The following is a 19,347-nucleotide window of genomic DNA, read 5'->3' on the forward strand; positions in this document are numbered from 1 at the left end:
GCCATAAAGCAATATCTTTGAACAAATTTTAGATTATGTTCAGCGATTTTGCCTTCAATATCTTTCAAGAAAGTATAGATACCTATCACATTAAGGACGATGTGAGCCAGTCATTCACCAATCCGTACCCAAAAGATCAAATAGAACATTTGCTTTACCGGAAAAACTGGATAGATACTGTACAATGGCATTATGAAGACATTATCCGAGACCCGGAGATTGAACCAAAAGCCGCTTTGGAGCTGAAACGGAAAATTGATGCGAGCAATCAGGATAGGACGGACTTGGTAGAGTATATTGACAGCTATTTTTTGAATAAATACCAATCAGTACAAGTAAAGGACAATGCCACCATCAACACGGAAAGTCCTGCTTGGGCCATAGACCGATTGTCCATTTTGGCATTGAAGATCTATCACATGCAAGAGGAGGTGAACCGTACCGACGCCTCCGCAGAGCACACCCAAAAGTGCAGTGAAAAGCTAGCGGTACTATTGGAACAAAGAAAAGATCTTTCTACGGCCATAGATCAATTGTTGGCCGATATCGAGGCTGGAAATAAGTACATGAAAGTCTACAAACAGATGAAAATGTACAACGACGAAGAGCTAAACCCAGTACTCCGTGGACAAAAAGGGTAAATACACCCATATATTGATCATCCGCTTGTCGGCCATGGGCGATGTGGCCATGACGGTCCCGGTAATCAAAGCCCTCTTGCAACAATATCCCCATCTTAGGCTCACCTTGCTTACCAAAAGAACATTTGCCCCTATTTTTGATGGTCTGGATAACGTGCAAGTGTATGCAGCTGATGTGAAAAACAGACACAAAGGTCTAACGGGCCTATGGCGATTGTACAAGGAACTGAAAGCTTTGGAAATCGATGCCGTTGCAGATTTGCACAATGTACTGCGAAGCAGGGTACTTAAAAAGTATTTTGGCCTGGAACGCATCCCTTTTGTTCAAATTGACAAAGGCAGAAAGGAGAAAAAAGCACTTACAAGGACTAAAAACAAGGTTTTTGAGCAACTTAAAACCACTCATGAACGCTATGCCGAGGTGTTTTCAAAACTAGGTTATCCAATAGATTTAAGCTCCTCACCACCACTTGAAAGACTACCTCTTTCCCCGAAAGTACTCGATTTGGTACATCAGGATACCAAGAAATGGGTGGGAATTGCCCCTTTTGCCGCCCATGAAGGGAAGATGTATCCTTTAGAATCAATGGAAACGGTAATCCAAGAACTAAATAATACCAATAAGTATAAAATATTGCTTTTTGGAGGAGGCGAGAAGGAAGTCACAGTATTGGAAGATATGGCCAACTCCTACAACAATGCACTTAGCATGGCAGGCAAGCTCAAATTATCCGAAGAGCTTCAGCTCATTTCCAATTTGGATGTGATGTTGTCCATGGACAGTGGGAATGCGCATATGGCTTCGAATTATGGTATTCCTGTGGTGACGCTTTGGGGCGTTACCCACCCGTATGCCGGGTTTTATCCCTTTGGGCAGCCCATAGAAAATGCTTTGACGGCCGACCGGGAAACCTACCCCTTGATTCCAACTTCTGTATATGGAAACAAAGTACCCCAAGGCTATGAAAACGCGATGCAAACCATTGAACCCGCCGATGTGCTGAATAAGCTGTTTCAACTTTTGACAAAGGTTGATTAGAAATGAAATGCAAAGAATTGATGATGTAATCTAGTTGAAAAGCTCAAGTTCAAACTCAAGTGTCAAGTTCAACACATAGGTTCAAAAAAAGGTCATTTCGATATGAGATGCAATGCATCGATTGAGAAATCTGTTTGAAAACTCAAGATCAAATTCAAGGTTCCAAGTTTAAGGTTTAAGGTCAAAAAATTCATTTCAAATGACAAAGAACCCCATTGGCGCCAATTCGTGAAATTAGTGTCATTTGTATACTGCCAACTTACCACCGAGTACTGCCCACTGCTGACTGACTTCCTACTCCCGATAGATTTCTCACTTCGTTTCGAAATGACATCTTAACTCCTGTCTTCCGACTTCGGTCTTCGGTCTTCCAACCGCCCATTAAACCAAGTCTATTTTCTATGGTCTTTCCTCTCCTGGGTCTTGGCTCTTCGCTCCTCACTGAACTAAGTTCTCGATACATTTTTTGTCTCTTTTTTGCAAAAACCGACAAAAAACACTCGAACTGACATCTTAACCTGAAACCTGAAACCTGAAACCTGAAACCTGAAACCTGAAACCCCTAACTCCGAACTCCCGACTTCCGACTTCGGACTTCCAAAATCCCATTCCCAACCCCCAAAATCCACCTCCCCAAAAAAAATCCGTCAGATCAGAAGCACCATCCGTCAGATCGGAAGGGGCATCCGTCAGATCGCACCAAATTATTCCTCACATTTGTGCCAACTTCTACAAAAATGCATTTTATGACAGGTGCGTATAGACAACGTATTACAAAAATGGGCAACTTTCTTATAGAGGGACCATCGTCCATCATCCACAAAACGAGTGGTGATTGGCTCAAAAAAGATTTCCAATTGATACTGCACCAGCCAAAATATGGCTTGTTGAAATCCTATTCGATTTGGAGTGATGACACCTGGAACAAGGAAGCTGATTTTTTACCTCCCATGATACGAACGGTGGTCTGGGACAGACAAAAGGACATGGAACACCTTAGAAAATCTGAAGATTTAAACTTTCCAAGTATCGATGTAGCTTTAGGGGCCATCAAAAGCGAAAAATTTAACGAGCTGAACAAAAAACTTGTCCAACACCAGAACGCTATTGTAGATAATCACGGCTATCAGCCATTCAAAATAGCTACAGCACGGGAAGCTGCTATCATTGATGTTGATTTTGACAAAGAATTTTTGGATTATAACCTCTATCTCAACAATGGGAATCAAACTTTTGAACTGAAATCCAGTGGAAATTTAGACCAGCCTTTGGTGGTCGATTTGATGGACATAGCAACTCAGCTGAGCGAATCCATGCAATTAATTGATCCTTCTCCTTGGAAAGAGCGATATACTGGAATTACAAAAGCATCATTGGATGATGATGGTCTGGATTGGGACTATGAACATCAATTTTGAGGTTAACGCCTAAAGCAGCTACGCAACCGTACCCTGACAACTGCTCCCGGCTCCGGCCGTACAACCATAGCAATGCTGTGAAATCACAATCTCACGGTCGTTCAACAGGTCATCGTTGTAATCTTTGATATGTTTGACCTTGCTCGCCACTTTAAGGTCCAGCATCTGATTGAAATCACAATCGTACAGCCAGCCGTCCCAACTTACCGAAATGGTGTTGGTGCACATCACATTTTGCACGGCGGCAGGATTATAGGCTTCCACCAATGAGTACATGTAATCTTCGTAATTGTCCGATGCGATAAGGTAGTCCAAAAAGCGCGAAATGGGCAAGTTGGTAATGGCGAACAGGTTGTGAAAGTCGATATCGAAATCTTCTTTTAAAGCTTTTTTAAAATCCCGCTCCATCGCCGTTTGGTCGGACGGCAAAAATGCCCCGGAAGGATTGTACACCAAGTCCAAACGCAAATCGCTATTGGGTTTGCCATAGCCCACCTCGTTGAGCATTTGGAGTGCTTTTATAGATTTGTCAAAAACCCCATCCCCCCGTTGCTTGTCCGTTTTTCCTCGGGTATAGTGCGGCATGGAAGAAACCACATGCACATTGTGTTTTTTGAAGAACTCCGGCAGATCGTGGTATTTTTTGTTCGCCAGAATAATGGTGAGATTGGACCGAACGATAAAGTCTTGGATGCCCGCTTTGGACGCTTCCTCCACGAACCACCTAAAATCGGGGTTCATTTCGGGGGCTCCTCCGGTCAAATCCAAGGTGTGTGCCCCAGTATTTCGAATCACCTCAAGGCACTGTTCCATGGTTTCCCGGGTCATGATTTCCTTTCGGTCTGGCCCGGCATCCACATGACAGTGGGCACAAACCTGATTACACATATACCCCACATTGATCTGGAGTACTTCCAACGTTTTGGGTTTTAGGGGAAATTGTCCCGATTCGGCAATCTTATCCTTAAAATAGGGCAGTTCACCACTCGAAAACAACTCCCCATTCAGCACTTCCAATTGCTTTTGGGTATTCGCGAGCTCGTCTTCCCTCGCTTTAAGGGACTTTTTGGCTGCTTTTTTTATATCTGCGAGAATGCTTTGCGTCATGCTATAGGTTATCTAAATCATTTTAGGAAAGGTTCATTTTCCTTCCGATACATTGATGTTCAATACTAGGGGACGTTCAATTATAAGCGAAGTAAGCCGAAACTACATCGAAAGCTTTTCGTACTTGTTCATCATTTGTACTCCGTGAACAAGTGTCGCTCCGCTCTCAATGGCTGCCCCCGCATGAACGGCTTCCATCATTTCTTCTTTGGTAATGCCTCGCTGCAGCCCGTCTTTGGTGTAGGCATCAATGCAATATGGACATTTCACCACATGCGCTACCGCCAGGGCGATAAGTGATTTTTCGCGGGCACTCAAGGCACCTTCTTCAAAAACCTTTCCGTAGTAATCAAAAAACTTCTTGCCAAGTTCCTCGCTCCATTCTGTAATGTTTCCAAATTTTCTTAGGTCCGCTGGGTCATAATAGGAGTTCGCCATGTTTTTCTGGATTTGATGTTTTTACTTAAACATACAACAAATATCACTATTGAATTAGGTCGAAAGGATTTGCGAATGATTACACTTATCGGCATAAAATTGCCTCTAAGTCCATAAACAATTGTTTTGTAGTCGATTATAAGGAATCAGAAACAAAAAGAGCGGCATTTGCCGCTCTTTTCCTAACTCAAAAAATTAACAAAGATCTTTACTTACGGAAGCACAACGGTGTCCACAACATGGATCACACCATTCGATTGGTTGACATCTGCAATGGTGACGGTGGAAACGTTTCCAGAACCGTCCTTGATCATTATCATGTCGTTTTCCATCATGGCAGTGAGCTTGGCTCCGTTTACTGTAGTAAGTTCGGCCATGCCTTTTCCTTTTTTGATCCATTTCATTAAATCCTTTGCACTGTATTTACCAGCTACCACGTGATAGGTAAGCACTGCTTGCAATTTGGATTTGTTTTCTGGCTTCAACAGGGTGGCCACGGTTCCTTCGGGCAGTTTTTCAAAAGCACTGTTGGTAGGGGCAAATACGGTAAATGGCCCATCGCCTTGCAGGGTCTCCACCAATCCGGCCGCTTTAACGGCAGCTACCAAAGTAGTATGGTCTTTGGAGTTCACGGCATTGGAAACAATGTCCTTGCTCGGGTACATGGGCGCACCACCAACCATTTTGGTCTGTGCGGATACATGGGTTACGGCCATTAAGCCAATACAAGAAAATAATAAGGTAATTGTTTTAAAAGATTTCATGTGATGTAATTTTTAGTTTATACACACACTTACGGAGTTTTGGCAGAGGTGGTTTGGTTTTTTTGATGGGAATGTTGTTTTTAATCGAAATACAACGATAGGGCAACCTTGGCATTCCATCAAAATAGTACCTTTACACCTACAACCAATTGATGTAATAAACAGATGCTCAAGGATAAATCCATAGGCTTGGTACTTTCTGGCGGTGGCGTCCGTGGAATGGCACATATTGGGCTTATCAAGGCCCTTCGGGAACACCAGATTGAAGCCAACGTAGTGGCCGGAACCAGTATTGGAGCCTTGGTTGGGGCGCTGTATGCCAATGACAACTCCGTGGAAGATATGCTCAAGTTCTTTAAGGAGACGCCGCTATTTCAGTACAGTTTTTTTGCCATCAACAAACCCGGCTTTATCGATACCGAACGATATTTCAGTATTTTCAAGGATTTTTTTCCCGATGATAGCTTTAAAAGTTTGAAACGCCCACTTTTTGTGGTGGCCACGGACCTGTTAAAAGGCAACGAAAAGGTATTCTACGACGGAGAGCTCATCAAACCATTATTGGCGTCGGCAGCATTACCACCTGTATTCAGTCCGGTTACCATTGATGATGTGCTTTATGCGGATGGTGGCATCATGAACAATTTCCCAAAGGAATATGTGGACAACCTTACGGATTTTATCATTGGAAGTAACGTTTCCATAACCGCTCCCTTGCAGAAAAAGGACCTCAGAAATTCATTTCAGCTTACGGCCAGGGTCACCAGTTTGATGATTCACGCCTCCAACCACGAAAAATTACGGCAATGCGACCTGTTTATCGAACCCAAAGAATTGGATGCCATTGGGGTGCTCGATAAAAAGGGTATTGAGAACGCCTTTAAAATTGGGTATGACCAAGGCAGTAGGGCATTGGAAAAAATGATGTCCCAAACTTCTTAGAGTATTAATCCAGTTTTATACGTCGTCGTAATCGATTTTGATCTTGGCACTTATCGGGTGCGATTGACAGGTAAGCACAAACCCTTCTTCAATCTCGCTGTCCGTTAAAATCTGGTTTTTCACCATCTCCACTTTTCCTTCGGTAAGGCGAGCAATGCAGCTGCTACAAACACCACCTTGACATGAATACGACGCATCGATATCCTGCTTTAGCACCGCATCGAGTACCAGTTCCTTTTTGTCCATAACAAAGGTAAAGGTCTCATCGTCCACAAGTACTTCTACCTGTGTTTTACCTTCCAGTTCTTCGGCCAACTCATCTTCCGTATCCGAACTAGTGAACAGTTCAAAATGGATTTTGTTCTCGGAAATTCCATTCTCTTTTAAGGTGTTAGACACCTGATTGATCATCTCCTCGGGTCCACACAAGTAAAAGGCATCGAATGCAGTTTCTTTGAATTTGTTCTTTAAAACAAAGTTTACCGTTGATTTTTCGATACGTCCAAAAAGGGCGCCTTCCTCGCTCGACCTACTGAATACATATTGCACAAAAAGACGGTCACCATAACGCTCCTTTAGGGATTGGATGGTTTTGAAGTACATGGTCTCCTCAGGCGTCTGGTTTCCGAACACCAAAACAAAGCGATTATCTGGATGTCTCTCCAAAACGGTTTGCGCAATGCTCATAATAGGAGTGATTCCGCTACCAGCAGCGAAGGCAGCTATGGTTTGTGGGTCTTGGGAGTCGAACACAAAACGTCCCTCCGGCACCATGACTTCCAAGGTGTCCCCGGCCTTCAGTTGTTCGTTGGCATAAACAGAAAACGTTCCGCCTTCCATTTTTTTGATGCCGACCGTTAATTTTCCCGATGAGGGCGCGGAAGAAATGGAGTAGGCCCTACGGAGTTCCTTTCCATTGACTTCGTGTTTTAGGGTAATATATTGTCCGGCTTTAAAAGTAAACGCTTCTTTAAGGTGCTCCGGAATGTCAAAAGTAAGGGCTACGGCATTGGGGGTCAATTGGTCTACCGCAGTTATTTGTAAGGCATGAAATTGGCTCATGTATAAATTTTTGCTGCAAAATTAAGCAATACACTCCTTTTGAACAGCTATTTTTACAAAAAGCATTTCCACTGTGTAACAAATCCGATAAATTAGATACCAACAAAAAAAATACACCGACCATGATCAAACATTTTATTGGGCTCCAGTGGAAGTCATTTTTTAGATCGGCAACCTTCAAGACCGAAATATGGTTCAAGATCTTGATGGCCATAGGTGCTTTGTGGATTACTGCCACATTTTTGGGGATGGGTGTTGCCGCATACTTTATTATTGACGAAAGAGGTATCGGCGATCCGTTAAGGGTCATCAACCGTTTTATGATCTATTATTTGGCATTCGACCTCCTATTCCGGTACATGCTTCAAAAAATGCCGGTCACGAACATCAAACCCTTGTTGTATTTGCCCATTAGCAAAAGCAAAGTGGTCCATTTTTCCCTCGGAAAAACGGCCATTTCTTTCTTCAATGTGGCCCATGCCTTTTTCTTTGTACCGTTCAGTATTGTTTTGGTCGCCCAAGGATACCCTGCCATTCAGGTCATAGGATGGCACTTGGCGATGATGGCGTTGCTCTATTGCAACAACTTTATCAATGTGATGGTGAACAACCAAAATGCTGTTTTTTATGTGTTCGCGGCCCTCTTCATCCTGGCCGGTGCATCGCAATACTATCAATGGTTCGATATTACCTTTTACACCCAACCCATTTTCGACTTTTTCTACGATCTGCCCTGGACGACGATTATCCCTTGGATGGTTTTGGCAGGCTTGTACTATGGCGCCTTTGCCTATTTCAAAAAGCACATGTATTTGGATGGCGGACTGGCCAAAAAACATACCGAGGCCAAGACAGAAAACCTGGAATGGTTGGACCGCTTCGGGAATTTGGGCACCTTCCTCAAGAACGACATCAAACTAATCAAGCGGAACAAGCGCTCGCGCTCGGCGGTGATAGCAGGATTCTTCTTTATTTTTTACGGACTGCTCTTTTTTACCAATGCCATCGAAGTCTACGACGGGCCTTTCTGGAAAATCTTCGCAGGTATTTTTGTTACGGGAGGGTTCCTGTTCAGTTTTGGGCAGTACGTGCCCAGTTGGGACAGCAGTTACTATCCGTTGATGATGAGCCAAAACATCAAGTATCGGGAATACCTTTCTTCCAAATGGTATTTGGTGGTTATTGCGACTATTATCTCCACTTTTCTTGCGACGTTTTACCTTTACTTTGGATGGGAAGCCTACGCCGCAGTATTGGTTGGAGGCATCTATAACATTGGGATAAACAGTTACCTGGTGCTTTGGGGAGGGGCTTATGTAAAAACGCCCATTGAGCTTACCTCGAACAAGAAAGCCTTTGGCGACAAGCAGGCCTTTAATGCCAAAACGTTGTTGCTTACCTTGCCCAAATTGGTGCTGCCCATAGCTATTTATGCCATTGGCCACTTTTTGATCAACCCTACGGCAGGGTACATCTTTGTAGCCGTGTTCGGCATACTCGGATTTGCTTTCAAAAACAGGGTATTTACCATGATTGAGGGCATTTACAAAAAGGAAAAGTACAAAACACTACAAGCATACAAACAGAAATAAAAAACCATTAACAGAAAAGTACATGATCACAGTTCATAATTTGACCAAGACCTACGGAGACAAAACCGTTTTGAACATTGACCATTTAGAAATTCCCAAAGGACAGAGCTTTGGCCTTGTTGGCAACAACGGGGCGGGGAAAACAACCCTGTTCAGTATTTTGTTGGATTTGATACAGCCTTCTACCGGTCATATCATAAATAAAGACATTCGGGTGGACGAGAGCGAAGCATGGAAGCCCTTTACCTCTGCCTTTGTTGATGAGACCTTCTTGATCGGGTACCTTACACCCGAAGAGTACTTTTACTTTATCGGCGAACTGCGCGGAAGGAACAAAGCGGATGTTGATGCCTTATTGGCCAATTTTGATGACTTTTTCCACGGAGAAATCCTCAACCAGAAAAAATACCTTAGGGACCTTTCCAAAGGAAACCAAAAAAAGGTGGGCATTGTGGCCAGCTTTATCGGTAACCCCGAGGTGGTGATTTTGGACGAACCCTTTGCCAACTTGGACCCGACCACCCAAATTCGATTAAAGGGAATCATTAAGGATTTGGCAGCAAAAGAGGGCGTTACCGTACTGGTTTCTAGTCACGATTTGATCCACGTAACCGAAGTTTGCCAGCGTATCGTGGTGCTCCATAAAGGTGAGATTGTGAAAGATCTTCACACCTCTGCGGAAACCATGAAGGAATTGGAAGCTTTCTTTGCAGGTTAATCGGAAATTCTACAACTTTAGGACATTAACCATTAACCATGTCCAGTGATTTAGACTTATTAGTTGATTTTTATCAATGGGAAAAACAACGCCTATTACTCGAAATTGATGAAAACAAAAGAGATCATGACTATATTGCTGTTCATTACGCTAACGAACAGCTGAGGCACATTCAATTGGAATTGGAATGTCTTCTGGAGCTTCAAAATGCCAACTACCAAAAAATCCAGAGGCTTAAAAGAAATATTGAGTCATTTTCCGAAAGAGAAAATTCCTTAGGCTATTTTGTTCCTCAAATAGATCAATACAAAAAGGAGTTGGAGGATTTAAAAAAGGAACGAACAATTGATTCTGAGGAAACTCAAATACTGGACGAGGCAATATTTTCATTGATTAATAAAGAAATCGAAGGATTCACTATTTATTTTGATTTGAAAAAAGAGTCCTATATCGACGCAGTCATAATCGAAACAGGTCAGATTCAATTAAGATTGATGCAGGAGAGTCCCTATGGAAATGATTTAAATTTCCTGAAAAAGTATGTATTCATGGGAGCACCAAGAACAATGTATGATGAGTCTACCAAAAGCTTGGTTACATATATAACTATGAACAGATACAAAAATGTGCTCCCGATCAAAGAAACTATCTCCAGAATAGTAATCGGGTCAAAGTATTGGTTGGGGTTGGGAGACACTATTTTCTTAAAACTGAAACCTTGATGAGGGAATAATGCATTTTATCGATAAGCCTTATAATAATCCGCTCATTTTTGAGTTTAAGGTTACACAAGATTATCGATAATTTTGAAGCTTCATCACACATTTTTGGGCCTATTGGTTTTGGGAGGACTTGCATTTAATGCCTGTTCCACCCAAAAGGACAAGTTCATCAACCGAAATTGGCACGCCCTCAACACCGAGTACAACACTTTGTACAACGGAAATTTGGCCTTTCAAAAAGGGCTGGATGAAATCAATTCGACCTATCGGGATGATTATTGGGAAATACTGCCCGTAGAACGCTTAAAAGTGACCGATGAGGTAAAACTGGACTCCGAGGACAACAACCCCAACTTTCTTATTGCGGAGGAAAAGGCTACCAAGGCTATCCAAAAGCACAGCATGGACATTAAGGACGAGGAGCGAAACCCGCAAATTGATGAGGCCTTTTTGCTTTTGGGAAAATCCCGCTACTTTGACCAGCGTTATATTCCTGCTTTGGAATCCTTCAACTATATCCTGAGAAAATATAGCAAAAGCGACAAGCTGAATGAAGCGACCATCTGGCGGGAAAAAACAAATATGCGTTTGGATAATCCCGAGGTGGCCATCAAAAATCTAAAGCGACTTTTTAAGTACGAAAAACTCAAGGACCAGGAGTATGCCGACGCCAACGCAGTTATGGCCCAATGCTATATCAACCTGAATGCTCCCGACACCGCTATTCAAAAATTGAAAATATCCCAGGCCTACACCAAAAAGAATCCGGAAAAAGGAAGGTATTTGTTCATCATAGGTCAGTTATACGACCAGTTGGGGCATAAGGACAGTGCCAACTACGCCTACAATAAAGTCATTGAGCTTAACCGCAAATCCCCCAGGGTGTACATGATCAATGCGCATCTCAAAAAAATACAGAACATAGAACTTACCGAAGGCAACCGAGAGGAAATGTTGGAATACCTCACCGAACTCGAAGAGAATCGGGAGAACCGCCCCTTTTTGGACAAGATTTATCGCCAAGTGGCCGAATTTCATATGGCTTACGAAGAGGATAGTCTTGGATTGGCCTATTATAACAAATCCATTCAGGCAACCCAAGGCGAACGCAAGTTGAATGCCCTCAACTATCAAAGTCTGGCCGATTATTATTTTGACAAGGATGAATACCGCATGGCGGGCTCCTACTACGACAGCACTTTGACCAACTTGAACGAGAACACCCGCAAGCACCGAAACATCAAAAAGAAGCTGGACAACCTTGAGGATGTGATCAAATATGAGGACATTGTGCAGCATGCCGATAGCGTGATCACTTTATATCAAATGCCGATAGCGGACCGTACGGCCTATTTTGAGGACTACATAGCCGAAATGAAGCGGAAGGAAGAAGCGGCTGCCGAAAAAGAGAGGGAGCGCACCACCGCCGGCTTCGCTACTTTTGCCAACAGCAAAGGCGGTAAGGAGAACCAAGGCAAGTTCTACTTTTACAATATTACCAGTTTGGGCAATGGCAGAAACGATTTTAGGACACGATGGGGCACCCGGACTTTGGAAGACGATTGGCGATGGAGCAATAAAACCAAAATCTCCATTTCGGAGGCTACCGGAGAGGTGGTTGCAGCGAATGATGAAGTCCTGACCGAAGACCAAAAATATTCCGTTGACTTTTACTTGGAGCAAGTTCCTACGGATGTTGCCGTAATAGATAGTTTAAAAGGCGAGCGCAACTTTGCCAACTATCAATTGGGTTTGATTTACAAGGAAAAGTTCAAGGACAACATGTTGGCCGCCGCCAAATTGGAGCGGGTGTTGTCGTCAAATCCCGAAGAGCGGTTGATTTTGCCCTCCAAATACAATTTATACAAGATTTATGAGGAAACGGGCAGTCCGCTGGCAGTGAACATGAAGCAGAACATCATTGCCAATCATCCCGATACCCGCTACGCGGAAATTTTGTTGAACCCACAGGCGGTACTGGACGGGGATACGGATAGCCCCGATGCCCGATATGCAGCCCTGTTCAAAAAGTACCAAGAACAGGAATTTTTGAACGTGATCACCCAGTCGGAGGAATACATCAATAAATTTACCGGCGATCCCATTGTACCCAAGTTTGAAATGCTGAAAGCGAATGCCATTGGCCGCTTGCAAGGTTTTGAGCCCTTCAAGGAAGCCTTGAACTATGTGGCACTGACCTACCCCAACAACCCCGAAGGCAAAAAGGCCGAGCAAATGGTGGAGGAGCAGCTGCCTAAACTGGAGAACAAGGAGTTTTCCCCAGAAACCGGTTCCACTGGCGCGGGCAACTGGAAAGTAGTTTTCCCGTTCAAGATCAGAAACGATGAAAATGCCACCAAGCTCAAAAACCGATTGGAAAAAGCAATCAAGGAACTGAACTATAAAAACATGGTTTCCAAGGACATCTATAATTTGGAAGATGAATTTGTAGTGGTACACGGTTTTCCTTCGCAAGACTTTGCCTTGGGCTTCGCGGAGCTCATAAAAAACAACAGGGACTATCTGATTAAAGATGAGAATTTTGTAGTTTTATCGGATAATTATAAAATCATACAGGTCCACAAAAACTTAGAATCATACAAAGCACAATTTTAAACCCCAAAACCCTAGAACACAATGTTTTCTGACAACAAAAAACCCCGGCCTATGAATGAATTTGGCGGACAGCCCAACAGAATCGAGAAGAACACTAAAATTAAGGGTGACATCACCTCCGAGGCCGACTTCAGGATAGACGGTAAGTTGGAAGGCAATGTGACCACCTCCGGTAAAGTGGTCATTGGAAAGGATGGCTACATTAACGGTAAGGTAGAGTGCGTGAACGCAGATATCGAAGGAAGGTTCAACGGAGAACTTATGGTAAAGGACCTATTGTCGTTGAAATCCTCCGCAACGATCGAGGGCACGGTAACGGTAGCCAAATTGGCGGTAGAACCTGGTGCCACCTTTAATGCGGCGTGCACCATGGGCAAAGGAGCTTCGGCTACGCCCAAAATGCAGTCAACCAGCAAAAATGAGCCAGCAAAAGCCTCCTAAGAAAGACTACAACAAAACACTCAATACAGCCGCCCGTTTGTCTGGTTCCGCCATTCAAATGGGCGTTGTTATTTATTTGGGCGTTTGGGGCGGCAAATGGTTGGATGGCCATTTTGGGACTGAAAAAGTATTCTTGCCCATTTGTACCATTTTGGCCGTGGCGATTTCTATATATTTGATCCTCCAACAAATCAAAAAAATCAACGATTGAAGCAAAGGGCTTATCCAATTCTTTTTACCTCCATTCTCCTTTTGGGCCTATGGGGACTGTTCTTTCTTCAATCATGGGTTTTGGAAGACCGGGGATACGAGCTTTCGTCCCTGCAGCTGACAAAAAGCTATGTGCTCAATGCGGTTATGGCGCTCATTGTTTTTTATGCGATTTACATTTTTCGCAATAAATATCGCGACTTGTTGGGATTCTTTTTTCTAGGGGGAAGCCTCGTAAAGTTTGCGCTTTTCTTCATTTTTCTATATCCCGCATTCCATCAGGATGGTGTCTTGGAGCAATTGGAGTTCCTTATCTTTTTTGTCCCATATGGATTTGCACTGATATTGGAAACCTTCTTTTTGGTGAAACTGCTTAATACTGTGTGACAAAGCCCCAAAACAGACCTGAAAAATTCAATAAAAAAATAATACTGGAAAAAGCTTTTTTCTTTTGAAGGAGGAATGTATTTTTGCACCAATTTTTGAGGACCCATAGTTGGATCATATGCGATATTCTTTTTTCAGTAAAAAACTAGTTGCCGTAATTTTTTTGATTGCGGGATTTGTATCGGCCCAAAACCAAGAGGGAGAAGAAGTTGAAACCGGTGCCCACGATTTAAAGACACAGATTAAGGAATACATCGACCACCACCTTTTGGATTCGCATGATTTCAACCTTTTTTCATATACCACCGAAGAGGGCGAGCACAAATATTTTGGGTTTCCACTTCCTGTGATTCTATGGGATAATGGATTGAAGGTCTTTCTTTCTTCCGAGTTGGAGCATGGAGAGTCCGTTGCAGAGGTAGACGGTAATTACTACGCACTTTATCACAATAAAATATACAAGACGGATGCCGAAGGAACCATCAATTTTGGTGGACATCATGGCGAAGAAACCCATACCGAAGATGCTTTTGGGGAGAATTTGGTGGTAGATGATGCACATCCCACCAACGAAAAGCCCTTGGACTTTTCCATAACAAAGAATGTGGTCTTTATTATGGCCGTAGCCCTTTTAATGTTCTTGGTGTTCCGTTCCATGGCCAAGAGGTACCAAAAAAGCACCATGCCACGAGGTTTGGGAAGATTTTTGGAGCCATTGGTACTTTTTGTGCGTGACGAAATTGCCATACCAAACATTGGTGAGCATAAATACAAAAGGTATATGAGCTATCTGCTTACTGTATTCTTTTTTGTATGGGTCATCAACCTTTTGGGGTTGACACCGCTAGGAGTGAATGTCACCAACAACATTGCAGTGACTTTTGCCTTGGCCATGATCACCTATCTTATTACAACATTTACTGGGAACAAGAACTACTGGAAGCACATCTTTTGGATGCCGGGCGTACCTGTCCCTATGAAAATTATATTGGCGCCCATCGAATTGTTGGGAACGTTCATCAAGCCATTTTCATTGATGATTCGTTTGTATGCCAACATTACCGCAGGTCACGTGGTATTGATGAGTATTATCGGGTTGATGTTCATATTTAAAAACTGGATCGGAAGCCCATTGTCCTTCTTGTTGGCATTTGCACTTTCTTTATTGGAATTGTTGGTGGCCGCATTGCAGGCATATATTTTCACCATGTTGTCCGCCCTGTATTTTGGTATGGCGGTAGAAGAAGATCATCATTAATTAAAAGTAGAACGTTTAATATTTAAATTCATATATCATGACAATTCCAAACATCGTAGGTGCTGGTTTGATCGTAATCGGAGCAGGATTGGGTATCGGTAGAATCGGTGGTCAGGCAATGGAAGCCATTGCTCGTCAACCTGAAGCTTCTGGTAAGATCCAAACAGCAATGTTGATTGCAGCAGCCCTTATTGAAGGTATCGGTTTCGCCGCTCTTTTTGCAGCTTAATAACCGTAACAGTATTGATGAAGGCCATAGCGGTTGGCTATGGCCCTTCATTGATTTTAAAGTGATATAGTTTAAAAGCATTAATATTTTAAGATAAATGGAAAAGTTAATAGAGGAATTTTCCTTTGGCTTGTTTTTCTGGCAGTTGTTGCTTTTCGTGGGCCTATTGTTGTTGTTGAGAAAATATGCCTGGAAACCCATTCTTGGAGCGGTAGAAAAGCGCGAAGAAGGGATCAAAGGTGCCCTTGAAGCTGCTGAGGCTGCAAAAAAGGAAATGCAGAACGTCACTGCCGATAGCGAACGATTGTTGCAAGAGGCCAGGGCAGAACGGGACGCGCTGTTAAAAGAAGCCCGAGACATTAAAGCCAACATTATCTCCGAAGCCAAAGAACAAGCTCAGGCTGAAGGCGACAAGATGATCAAGCAGGCCCAAGCTACTATTGAAAGTGAAAAGAAAGCTGCTGTGGCAGACATCAAGGCACAAGTAGCGAACCTTTCCGTGGAAATTGCGGAAAAGGTAATCAAAGAAGAACTGTCCGACAAAGGCAAACAACAGAAGTTGGTCGAGGACATGTTGGGAGATATTAAACTGAACTAAACGGACCATGAACCAAAATAGGGCAGCCATACGCTACGCAAAAGCAACCTTGGATTTCGCAGTCGAAAAGAAAGCGGCCGATGCCGTGGAAAAAGACATGCGGGGGATAGCTGCTACCATTTCCGAGAACGTGGAGCTTCAACGCATGTTGGAGAGCCCTATCATCAAATCGGAGGTGAAAAAAAGCAGTTTGTTGGAAATTTTTAAGGATGCCAACGAAATCACCAAAGGTCTTCTTCAAACCTTGATCAGCAATAAAAGAATTGCGATGTTGCAGGAAGTGGCCTTCAAATACATCATCCTTCACGAAAAATTGAAGGGCGAAGAAGTAGCTTACGTGACAACCGCCGTTCCATTGACTTCCGATTTGGAGAAGAAGATATTGGAAACGGTCACCAAGGCAACCGGTAACAAGGTTACCCTTGAGAATAAAATCGATGAGAGCATCATCGGAGGATTTGTACTACGGGTAGGAGATACCCAATACGATGCAAGCATCGCAAACAAATTGAACGGATTAAAAAGAGAATTTACAAATAGTCTATAAAAATGGCAGGAGTAAAAGCCGCTGAGGTATCAGCAATTTTGAAAAAACAGTTATCAGGTTTCGAAGCATCCGCTTCCTTGGATGAAGTAGGTACCGTATTGCAAGTGGGTGATGGTATTGCCCGTGTGTATGGACTTTCCAATGCCCAGTACGGGGAGTTGGTGGAGTTCGACGGCGGTATGCAAGGAATTGTTCTTAACCTGGAAGAAGACAACGTAGGTGTTGTATTGTTGGGCCCATCCAAAGAGGTTGTAGAAGGTGCAACCGTAAAAAGGACCGAGCGCATCGCTTCCATCAACGTTGGTGAAGGAATTGTTGGCCGGGTTATCGATACCTTGGGCAAGCCTATCGACGGTAAAGGCCCTATTTCGGGCGAAACCTATGAGATGCCTTTGGAACGTAAAGCTCCTGGTGTAATTTTTAGACAACCTGTAAACGAGCCATTGCAAACTGGAATCAAGGCTATCGATGCCATGATTCCCGTAGGACGTGGACAAAGGGAGTTGGTGATCGGTGATAAGCAGACTGGTAAAACAACCGTTTGTATCGACACCATCCTGAACCAGAAAGAATTTTACGATGCCGGTGAACCAGTTTACTGTATCTACGTTGCCGTAGGTCAGAAAGCATCAACGGTGGCCGCTATCGCCAAAACTTTGGAAGAAAGAGGTGCATTGGCCTATACAACCATTGTTGCCGCCAACGCTTCCGATCCTGCACCGATGCAGGTATATGCACCTTTCGCCGGTGCGGCCATTGGAGAGTACTTTAGGGATACAGGGCGTCCGGCCTTGATTATCTATGATGACTTGTCCAAGCAAGCTGTAGCCTACCGTGAGGTGTCCTTGTTGTTGAGAAGACCTCCAGGACGTGAAGCATATCCTGGTGACGTTTTCTTCTTGCACTCGAGATTGTTGGAGCGTGCGGCCAAAGTGATTGCCGATGACGAGATTGCAAAGAACATGAACGACCTTCCAGAGTCCTTGAAGCCGATGGTAAAAGGAGGAGGGTCATTGACTGCACTTCCTATTATTGAAACACAAGCAGGTGACGTTTCTGCCTATATCCCAACCAACGTAATTTCCATTACCGATGGTCAGATATTCTTGGAGCAAGACTTGTTCAACCAAGGGGTGCGTCCTGCAATCAACGTAGGTATCTCCGTATCGCGTGTGGGTGGTTCCGCTCAGATCAAATCCATGAAAAAAGTAGCCGGTACCTTGAAATTGGACCAAGCCCAGTTCCGTGAACTGGAAGCTTTTGCCAAGTTCGGTTCCGATTTGGATGCCGCTACCTTGAACGTTATCGAGAAAGGACGTAGAAACGTTGAAATCTTGAAACAAGGTCAGAACGATCCATTTACTGTTGAAGATCAGGTGGCCATCATCTTTGCAGGTTCCAAGAACTTGTTGAGAAATGTGCCAGTAGACAAAGTAAAAGAATTCGAAAAAGATTACTTGGAGTTCTTGAACGCCAAGCACAGAGATGTTTTGGACACCCTTAAAGCGGGTAAATTGACCGATGAGGTTACCGAGACCTTGACTGCTGTTTGTAAAGATCTTTCAAGCAAGTACAAAGCATAACAATTGTCATTTCCAAGGTGCCCTTCGACTACGCTCAGGGCACTGTAGGAATCCATAACCAAAAAGATTTCGCATCAAGTGCGGAATGACAAAGTAGAATATGGCGAATCTAAAGGAAATACGTAACAGAATATCATCCATCTCATCAACGATGCAGATTACCAGTGCCATGAAAATGGTATCTGCCGCAAAGTTGAAGAAAGCTCAGGATGCTATTACGGCAATGCGTCCCTATTCCGATAAATTGACCGAGCTCCTGCAAGGGCTTAGTGCCAGTTTGGAAGGAGATGGTGGAAGCGAGTACGCCGACAAAAGGCCCGTAAACAAGGTTTTGGTGGTTGCCATTACGTCCAACAGGGGACTTTGTGGTGGTTTCAACTCCAACATCATCAAGCAGAGCAACCATCTGGTCTCCAATATGTATCCGGGCAAGCAAGTGGATTTCTATACCATCGGTAAAAAGGGGCACGACATCCTTAGAAAAAGGCATACCATTTTGGGCGACCAAAGCAAGGTATACGATGATTTGACCTTTGACAATGTTGCAGAAATCGCTGAATTGTTGATGCGTTTGTTTACCAAGGGCGATTACGATAAAATCGAATTGGTATACAACAAGTTCAAAAATGCCGCTACCCAGATTGTGATGACCGAGCAGTTTCTGCCGATAGTAGGAACTGAAGGGGACAAAGCTATTGCTGCTGACTACATTTTTGAACCTTCCAAAGTGGAAATTGTAAAGGAGCTGATTCCAAAATCCTTGAAGACACAGTTGTTCAAGGCCATTCGGGATTCCTTTGCCAGTGAGCACGGAGCACGTATGACCGCAATGCACAAAGCGACGGATAATGCTGCCGAATTGAGAAACGAGTTAAAATTGACTTACAACAAAGCCCGTCAGGCAGCGATCACCAACGAAATCCTCGAAATTGTTGGTGGAGCCGAGGCTTTGAACAATTAAGATTCCGTATTTATATAATATCAAAAGGCCACCCAACCGGTGGTCTTTTTGTTTTTCTTAGGGCAATATGGTTT

At 43.6% G+C, this 19,347-nt stretch carries 21 protein-coding genes; 17 read left to right on the plus strand and 4 right to left on the minus strand.

The features are described 5' to 3' along the window. Positions 1-35: 35 nt before the first annotated feature. From ABNE31_RS02965 to ABNE31_RS02975, 3 genes are all read left to right on the plus strand, one after another. Positions 36-641: a DUF4254 domain-containing protein gene (locus ABNE31_RS02965; RefSeq protein WP_349352322.1), complete on the plus strand. Its 606-nt coding sequence runs from the start codon at positions 36-38 to the stop codon at positions 639-641. Further along, positions 625-1,680 carry a glycosyltransferase family 9 protein gene (locus tag ABNE31_RS02970; protein WP_349352323.1) on the plus strand — a complete coding sequence of 352 codons (1,056 nt, stop codon included), beginning with the start codon at positions 625-627 and terminating at the stop codon, positions 1,678-1,680. Before ABNE31_RS02965 ends, ABNE31_RS02970 begins: the two co-directional genes overlap by 17 nt. A 746-nt stretch (positions 1,681-2,426) precedes the next feature. Beyond that, entirely contained in the window at positions 2,427-3,098 is a 672-nt protein-coding gene (locus ABNE31_RS02975; protein WP_349352324.1) for a hypothetical protein, read from the plus strand. Between the two features lie 18 nt (positions 3,099-3,116). On the opposite strand, the gene arsS is transcribed toward ABNE31_RS02975, so the two are convergent. The 3 genes from arsS to ABNE31_RS02990 all read right to left on the minus strand — a co-directional run bounded on the left by arsS (position 3,117) and on the right by ABNE31_RS02990 (position 5,359). Next, entirely contained in the window at positions 3,117-4,205 is a 1,089-nt protein-coding gene (gene arsS / locus ABNE31_RS02980; protein WP_349352325.1) for an arsenosugar biosynthesis radical SAM (seleno)protein ArsS, read from the minus strand. A 102-nt stretch (positions 4,206-4,307) separates the two neighbouring features. Beyond that, the gene (locus tag ABNE31_RS02985) at positions 4,308-4,643 is read right to left on the minus strand and encodes an arsenosugar biosynthesis-associated peroxidase-like protein (protein WP_179383275.1); all 336 of its coding nucleotides are present in this window, start codon (positions 4,641-4,643) and stop codon (positions 4,308-4,310) included. A 212-nt stretch (positions 4,644-4,855) separates the two neighbouring features. Further along, positions 4,856-5,359, minus strand: coding sequence for a fasciclin domain-containing protein (locus ABNE31_RS02990; RefSeq protein ID WP_349353020.1), 504 nt, complete (start codon positions 5,357-5,359; stop codon positions 4,856-4,858). Positions 5,360-5,572: 213 nt separating this feature from the next. Between ABNE31_RS02990 and ABNE31_RS02995 the strand changes: the two genes are divergently transcribed. Continuing rightward, the gene (locus ABNE31_RS02995) at positions 5,573-6,349 is read left to right on the plus strand and encodes a patatin-like phospholipase family protein (RefSeq protein WP_293281358.1); all 777 of its coding nucleotides are present in this window, start codon (positions 5,573-5,575) and stop codon (positions 6,347-6,349) included. A gap of 15 nt (positions 6,350-6,364) precedes the next feature. Here ABNE31_RS02995 and ABNE31_RS03000 read toward each other — a convergent pair whose 3' ends face one another. Next, a complete protein-coding gene (locus tag ABNE31_RS03000; RefSeq protein WP_349352326.1) occupies positions 6,365-7,411 on the minus strand; it encodes a ferredoxin--NADP reductase in 1,047 nt (348 codons plus the stop codon). 122 nt (positions 7,412-7,533) lie between these two features. Here ABNE31_RS03000 and ABNE31_RS03005 point away from each other — a divergent pair, with 122 nt between their 5' ends. The 13 genes from ABNE31_RS03005 (at position 7,534) to atpG (ending at position 19,273) form a co-directional block, all read left to right on the plus strand. Next, positions 7,534-9,003 carry a DUF5687 family protein gene (locus tag ABNE31_RS03005; RefSeq protein ID WP_349352327.1) on the plus strand — a complete coding sequence of 490 codons (1,470 nt, stop codon included), beginning with the start codon at positions 7,534-7,536 and terminating at the stop codon, positions 9,001-9,003. A gap of 22 nt (positions 9,004-9,025) precedes the next feature. Next, a complete protein-coding gene (locus tag ABNE31_RS03010; protein ID WP_293281365.1) occupies positions 9,026-9,721 on the plus strand; it encodes an ABC transporter ATP-binding protein in 696 nt (231 codons plus the stop codon). A 38-nt stretch (positions 9,722-9,759) separates the two neighbouring features. Next, positions 9,760-10,443 carry a hypothetical protein gene (locus ABNE31_RS03015; protein WP_349352328.1) on the plus strand — a complete coding sequence of 228 codons (684 nt, stop codon included), beginning with the start codon at positions 9,760-9,762 and terminating at the stop codon, positions 10,441-10,443. Between the two features lie 84 nt (positions 10,444-10,527). Next, positions 10,528-13,059 (plus strand): hypothetical protein, encoded by a 2,532-nt coding sequence (locus tag ABNE31_RS03020; RefSeq protein ID WP_349352329.1) that lies wholly within the window; start codon positions 10,528-10,530, stop codon positions 13,057-13,059. A gap of 21 nt (positions 13,060-13,080) precedes the next feature. Further along, positions 13,081-13,500 carry a polymer-forming cytoskeletal protein gene (locus ABNE31_RS03025; protein ID WP_179383281.1) on the plus strand — a complete coding sequence of 140 codons (420 nt, stop codon included), beginning with the start codon at positions 13,081-13,083 and terminating at the stop codon, positions 13,498-13,500. Beyond that, a complete protein-coding gene (locus tag ABNE31_RS03030; RefSeq protein ID WP_349352330.1) occupies positions 13,478-13,711 on the plus strand; it encodes an AtpZ/AtpI family protein in 234 nt (77 codons plus the stop codon). The genes ABNE31_RS03025 and ABNE31_RS03030 overlap by 23 nt, the downstream gene beginning before the upstream one ends. After that, on the plus strand, positions 13,708-14,097 hold the full coding sequence (locus tag ABNE31_RS03035; RefSeq protein ID WP_349352331.1) for a DUF6168 family protein: 390 nt from the start codon (positions 13,708-13,710) through the stop codon (positions 14,095-14,097). The genes ABNE31_RS03030 and ABNE31_RS03035 overlap by 4 nt, the downstream gene beginning before the upstream one ends. 118 nt (positions 14,098-14,215) lie before the next feature. After that, positions 14,216-15,355: a F0F1 ATP synthase subunit A gene (gene atpB / locus ABNE31_RS03040; protein ID WP_179383284.1), complete on the plus strand. Its 1,140-nt coding sequence runs from the start codon at positions 14,216-14,218 to the stop codon at positions 15,353-15,355. A 37-nt stretch (positions 15,356-15,392) separates the two neighbouring features. Next, positions 15,393-15,584 (plus strand): ATP synthase F0 subunit C, encoded by a 192-nt coding sequence (gene atpE / locus ABNE31_RS03045; RefSeq protein ID WP_053970734.1) that lies wholly within the window; start codon positions 15,393-15,395, stop codon positions 15,582-15,584. Positions 15,585-15,681: 97 nt separating this feature from the next. Beyond that, the gene (locus tag ABNE31_RS03050) at positions 15,682-16,182 is read left to right on the plus strand and encodes a F0F1 ATP synthase subunit B (protein ID WP_306012727.1); all 501 of its coding nucleotides are present in this window, start codon (positions 15,682-15,684) and stop codon (positions 16,180-16,182) included. Between the two features lie 7 nt (positions 16,183-16,189). Next, positions 16,190-16,729, plus strand: coding sequence for an ATP synthase F1 subunit delta (gene atpH / locus ABNE31_RS03055; protein ID WP_179383286.1), 540 nt, complete (start codon positions 16,190-16,192; stop codon positions 16,727-16,729). A gap of 2 nt (positions 16,730-16,731) precedes the next feature. Continuing rightward, entirely contained in the window at positions 16,732-18,312 is a 1,581-nt protein-coding gene (atpA, locus tag ABNE31_RS03060; RefSeq protein ID WP_179383287.1) for a F0F1 ATP synthase subunit alpha, read from the plus strand. 100 nt (positions 18,313-18,412) lie between these two features. Then, positions 18,413-19,273, plus strand: a complete 861-nt coding sequence (atpG, locus tag ABNE31_RS03065) for an ATP synthase F1 subunit gamma (protein WP_293281386.1) — start codon at positions 18,413-18,415, stop codon at positions 19,271-19,273. Positions 19,274-19,347 lie beyond the last annotated feature (74 nt).

This window comes from Flagellimonas sp. MMG031 (assembly GCF_040112705.1).
GTDB lineage: Bacteria > Bacteroidota > Bacteroidia > Flavobacteriales > Flavobacteriaceae > Flagellimonas.

What these genes read in the sequence shown, in the direction of transcription:
- ABNE31_RS02965 (WP_349352322.1), top strand. Translation starts at nt 36, where the DNA reads ATGTTCAGCGATTTTGCCTTCAATATCTTTCAAGAAAGTATAGATACC.
- ABNE31_RS02975 (WP_349352324.1), top strand. Translation starts at nt 2,427, where the DNA reads ATGACAGGTGCGTATAGACAACGTATTACAAAAATGGGCAACTTTCTT.
- arsS (WP_349352325.1), bottom strand. Translation starts at nt 4,205, where the DNA reads ATGACGCAAAGCATTCTCGCAGATATAAAAAAAGCAGCCAAAAAGTCC.
- ABNE31_RS02985 (WP_179383275.1), bottom strand. Translation starts at nt 4,643, where the DNA reads ATGGCGAACTCCTATTATGACCCAGCGGACCTAAGAAAATTTGGAAAC.
- ABNE31_RS02990 (WP_349353020.1), bottom strand. Translation starts at nt 5,359, where the DNA reads ATGGCCGTAACCCATGTATCCGCACAGACCAAAATGGTTGGTGGTGCG.
- ABNE31_RS02995 (WP_293281358.1), top strand. Translation starts at nt 5,573, where the DNA reads ATGCTCAAGGATAAATCCATAGGCTTGGTACTTTCTGGCGGTGGCGTC.
- ABNE31_RS03000 (WP_349352326.1), bottom strand. Translation starts at nt 7,411, where the DNA reads ATGAGCCAATTTCATGCCTTACAAATAACTGCGGTAGACCAATTGACC.
- ABNE31_RS03005 (WP_349352327.1), top strand. Translation starts at nt 7,534, where the DNA reads ATGATCAAACATTTTATTGGGCTCCAGTGGAAGTCATTTTTTAGATCG.
- ABNE31_RS03010 (WP_293281365.1), top strand. Translation starts at nt 9,026, where the DNA reads ATGATCACAGTTCATAATTTGACCAAGACCTACGGAGACAAAACCGTT.
- ABNE31_RS03015 (WP_349352328.1), top strand. Translation starts at nt 9,760, where the DNA reads ATGTCCAGTGATTTAGACTTATTAGTTGATTTTTATCAATGGGAAAAA.
- ABNE31_RS03025 (WP_179383281.1), top strand. Translation starts at nt 13,081, where the DNA reads ATGTTTTCTGACAACAAAAAACCCCGGCCTATGAATGAATTTGGCGGA.
- ABNE31_RS03030 (WP_349352330.1), top strand. Translation starts at nt 13,478, where the DNA reads ATGAGCCAGCAAAAGCCTCCTAAGAAAGACTACAACAAAACACTCAAT.
- atpB (WP_179383284.1), top strand. Translation starts at nt 14,216, where the DNA reads ATGCGATATTCTTTTTTCAGTAAAAAACTAGTTGCCGTAATTTTTTTG.
- atpE (WP_053970734.1), top strand. Translation starts at nt 15,393, where the DNA reads ATGACAATTCCAAACATCGTAGGTGCTGGTTTGATCGTAATCGGAGCA.
- ABNE31_RS03050 (WP_306012727.1), top strand. Translation starts at nt 15,682, where the DNA reads ATGGAAAAGTTAATAGAGGAATTTTCCTTTGGCTTGTTTTTCTGGCAG.
- atpH (WP_179383286.1), top strand. Translation starts at nt 16,190, where the DNA reads ATGAACCAAAATAGGGCAGCCATACGCTACGCAAAAGCAACCTTGGAT.
- atpA (WP_179383287.1), top strand. Translation starts at nt 16,732, where the DNA reads ATGGCAGGAGTAAAAGCCGCTGAGGTATCAGCAATTTTGAAAAAACAG.
- atpG (WP_293281386.1), top strand. Translation starts at nt 18,413, where the DNA reads ATGGCGAATCTAAAGGAAATACGTAACAGAATATCATCCATCTCATCA.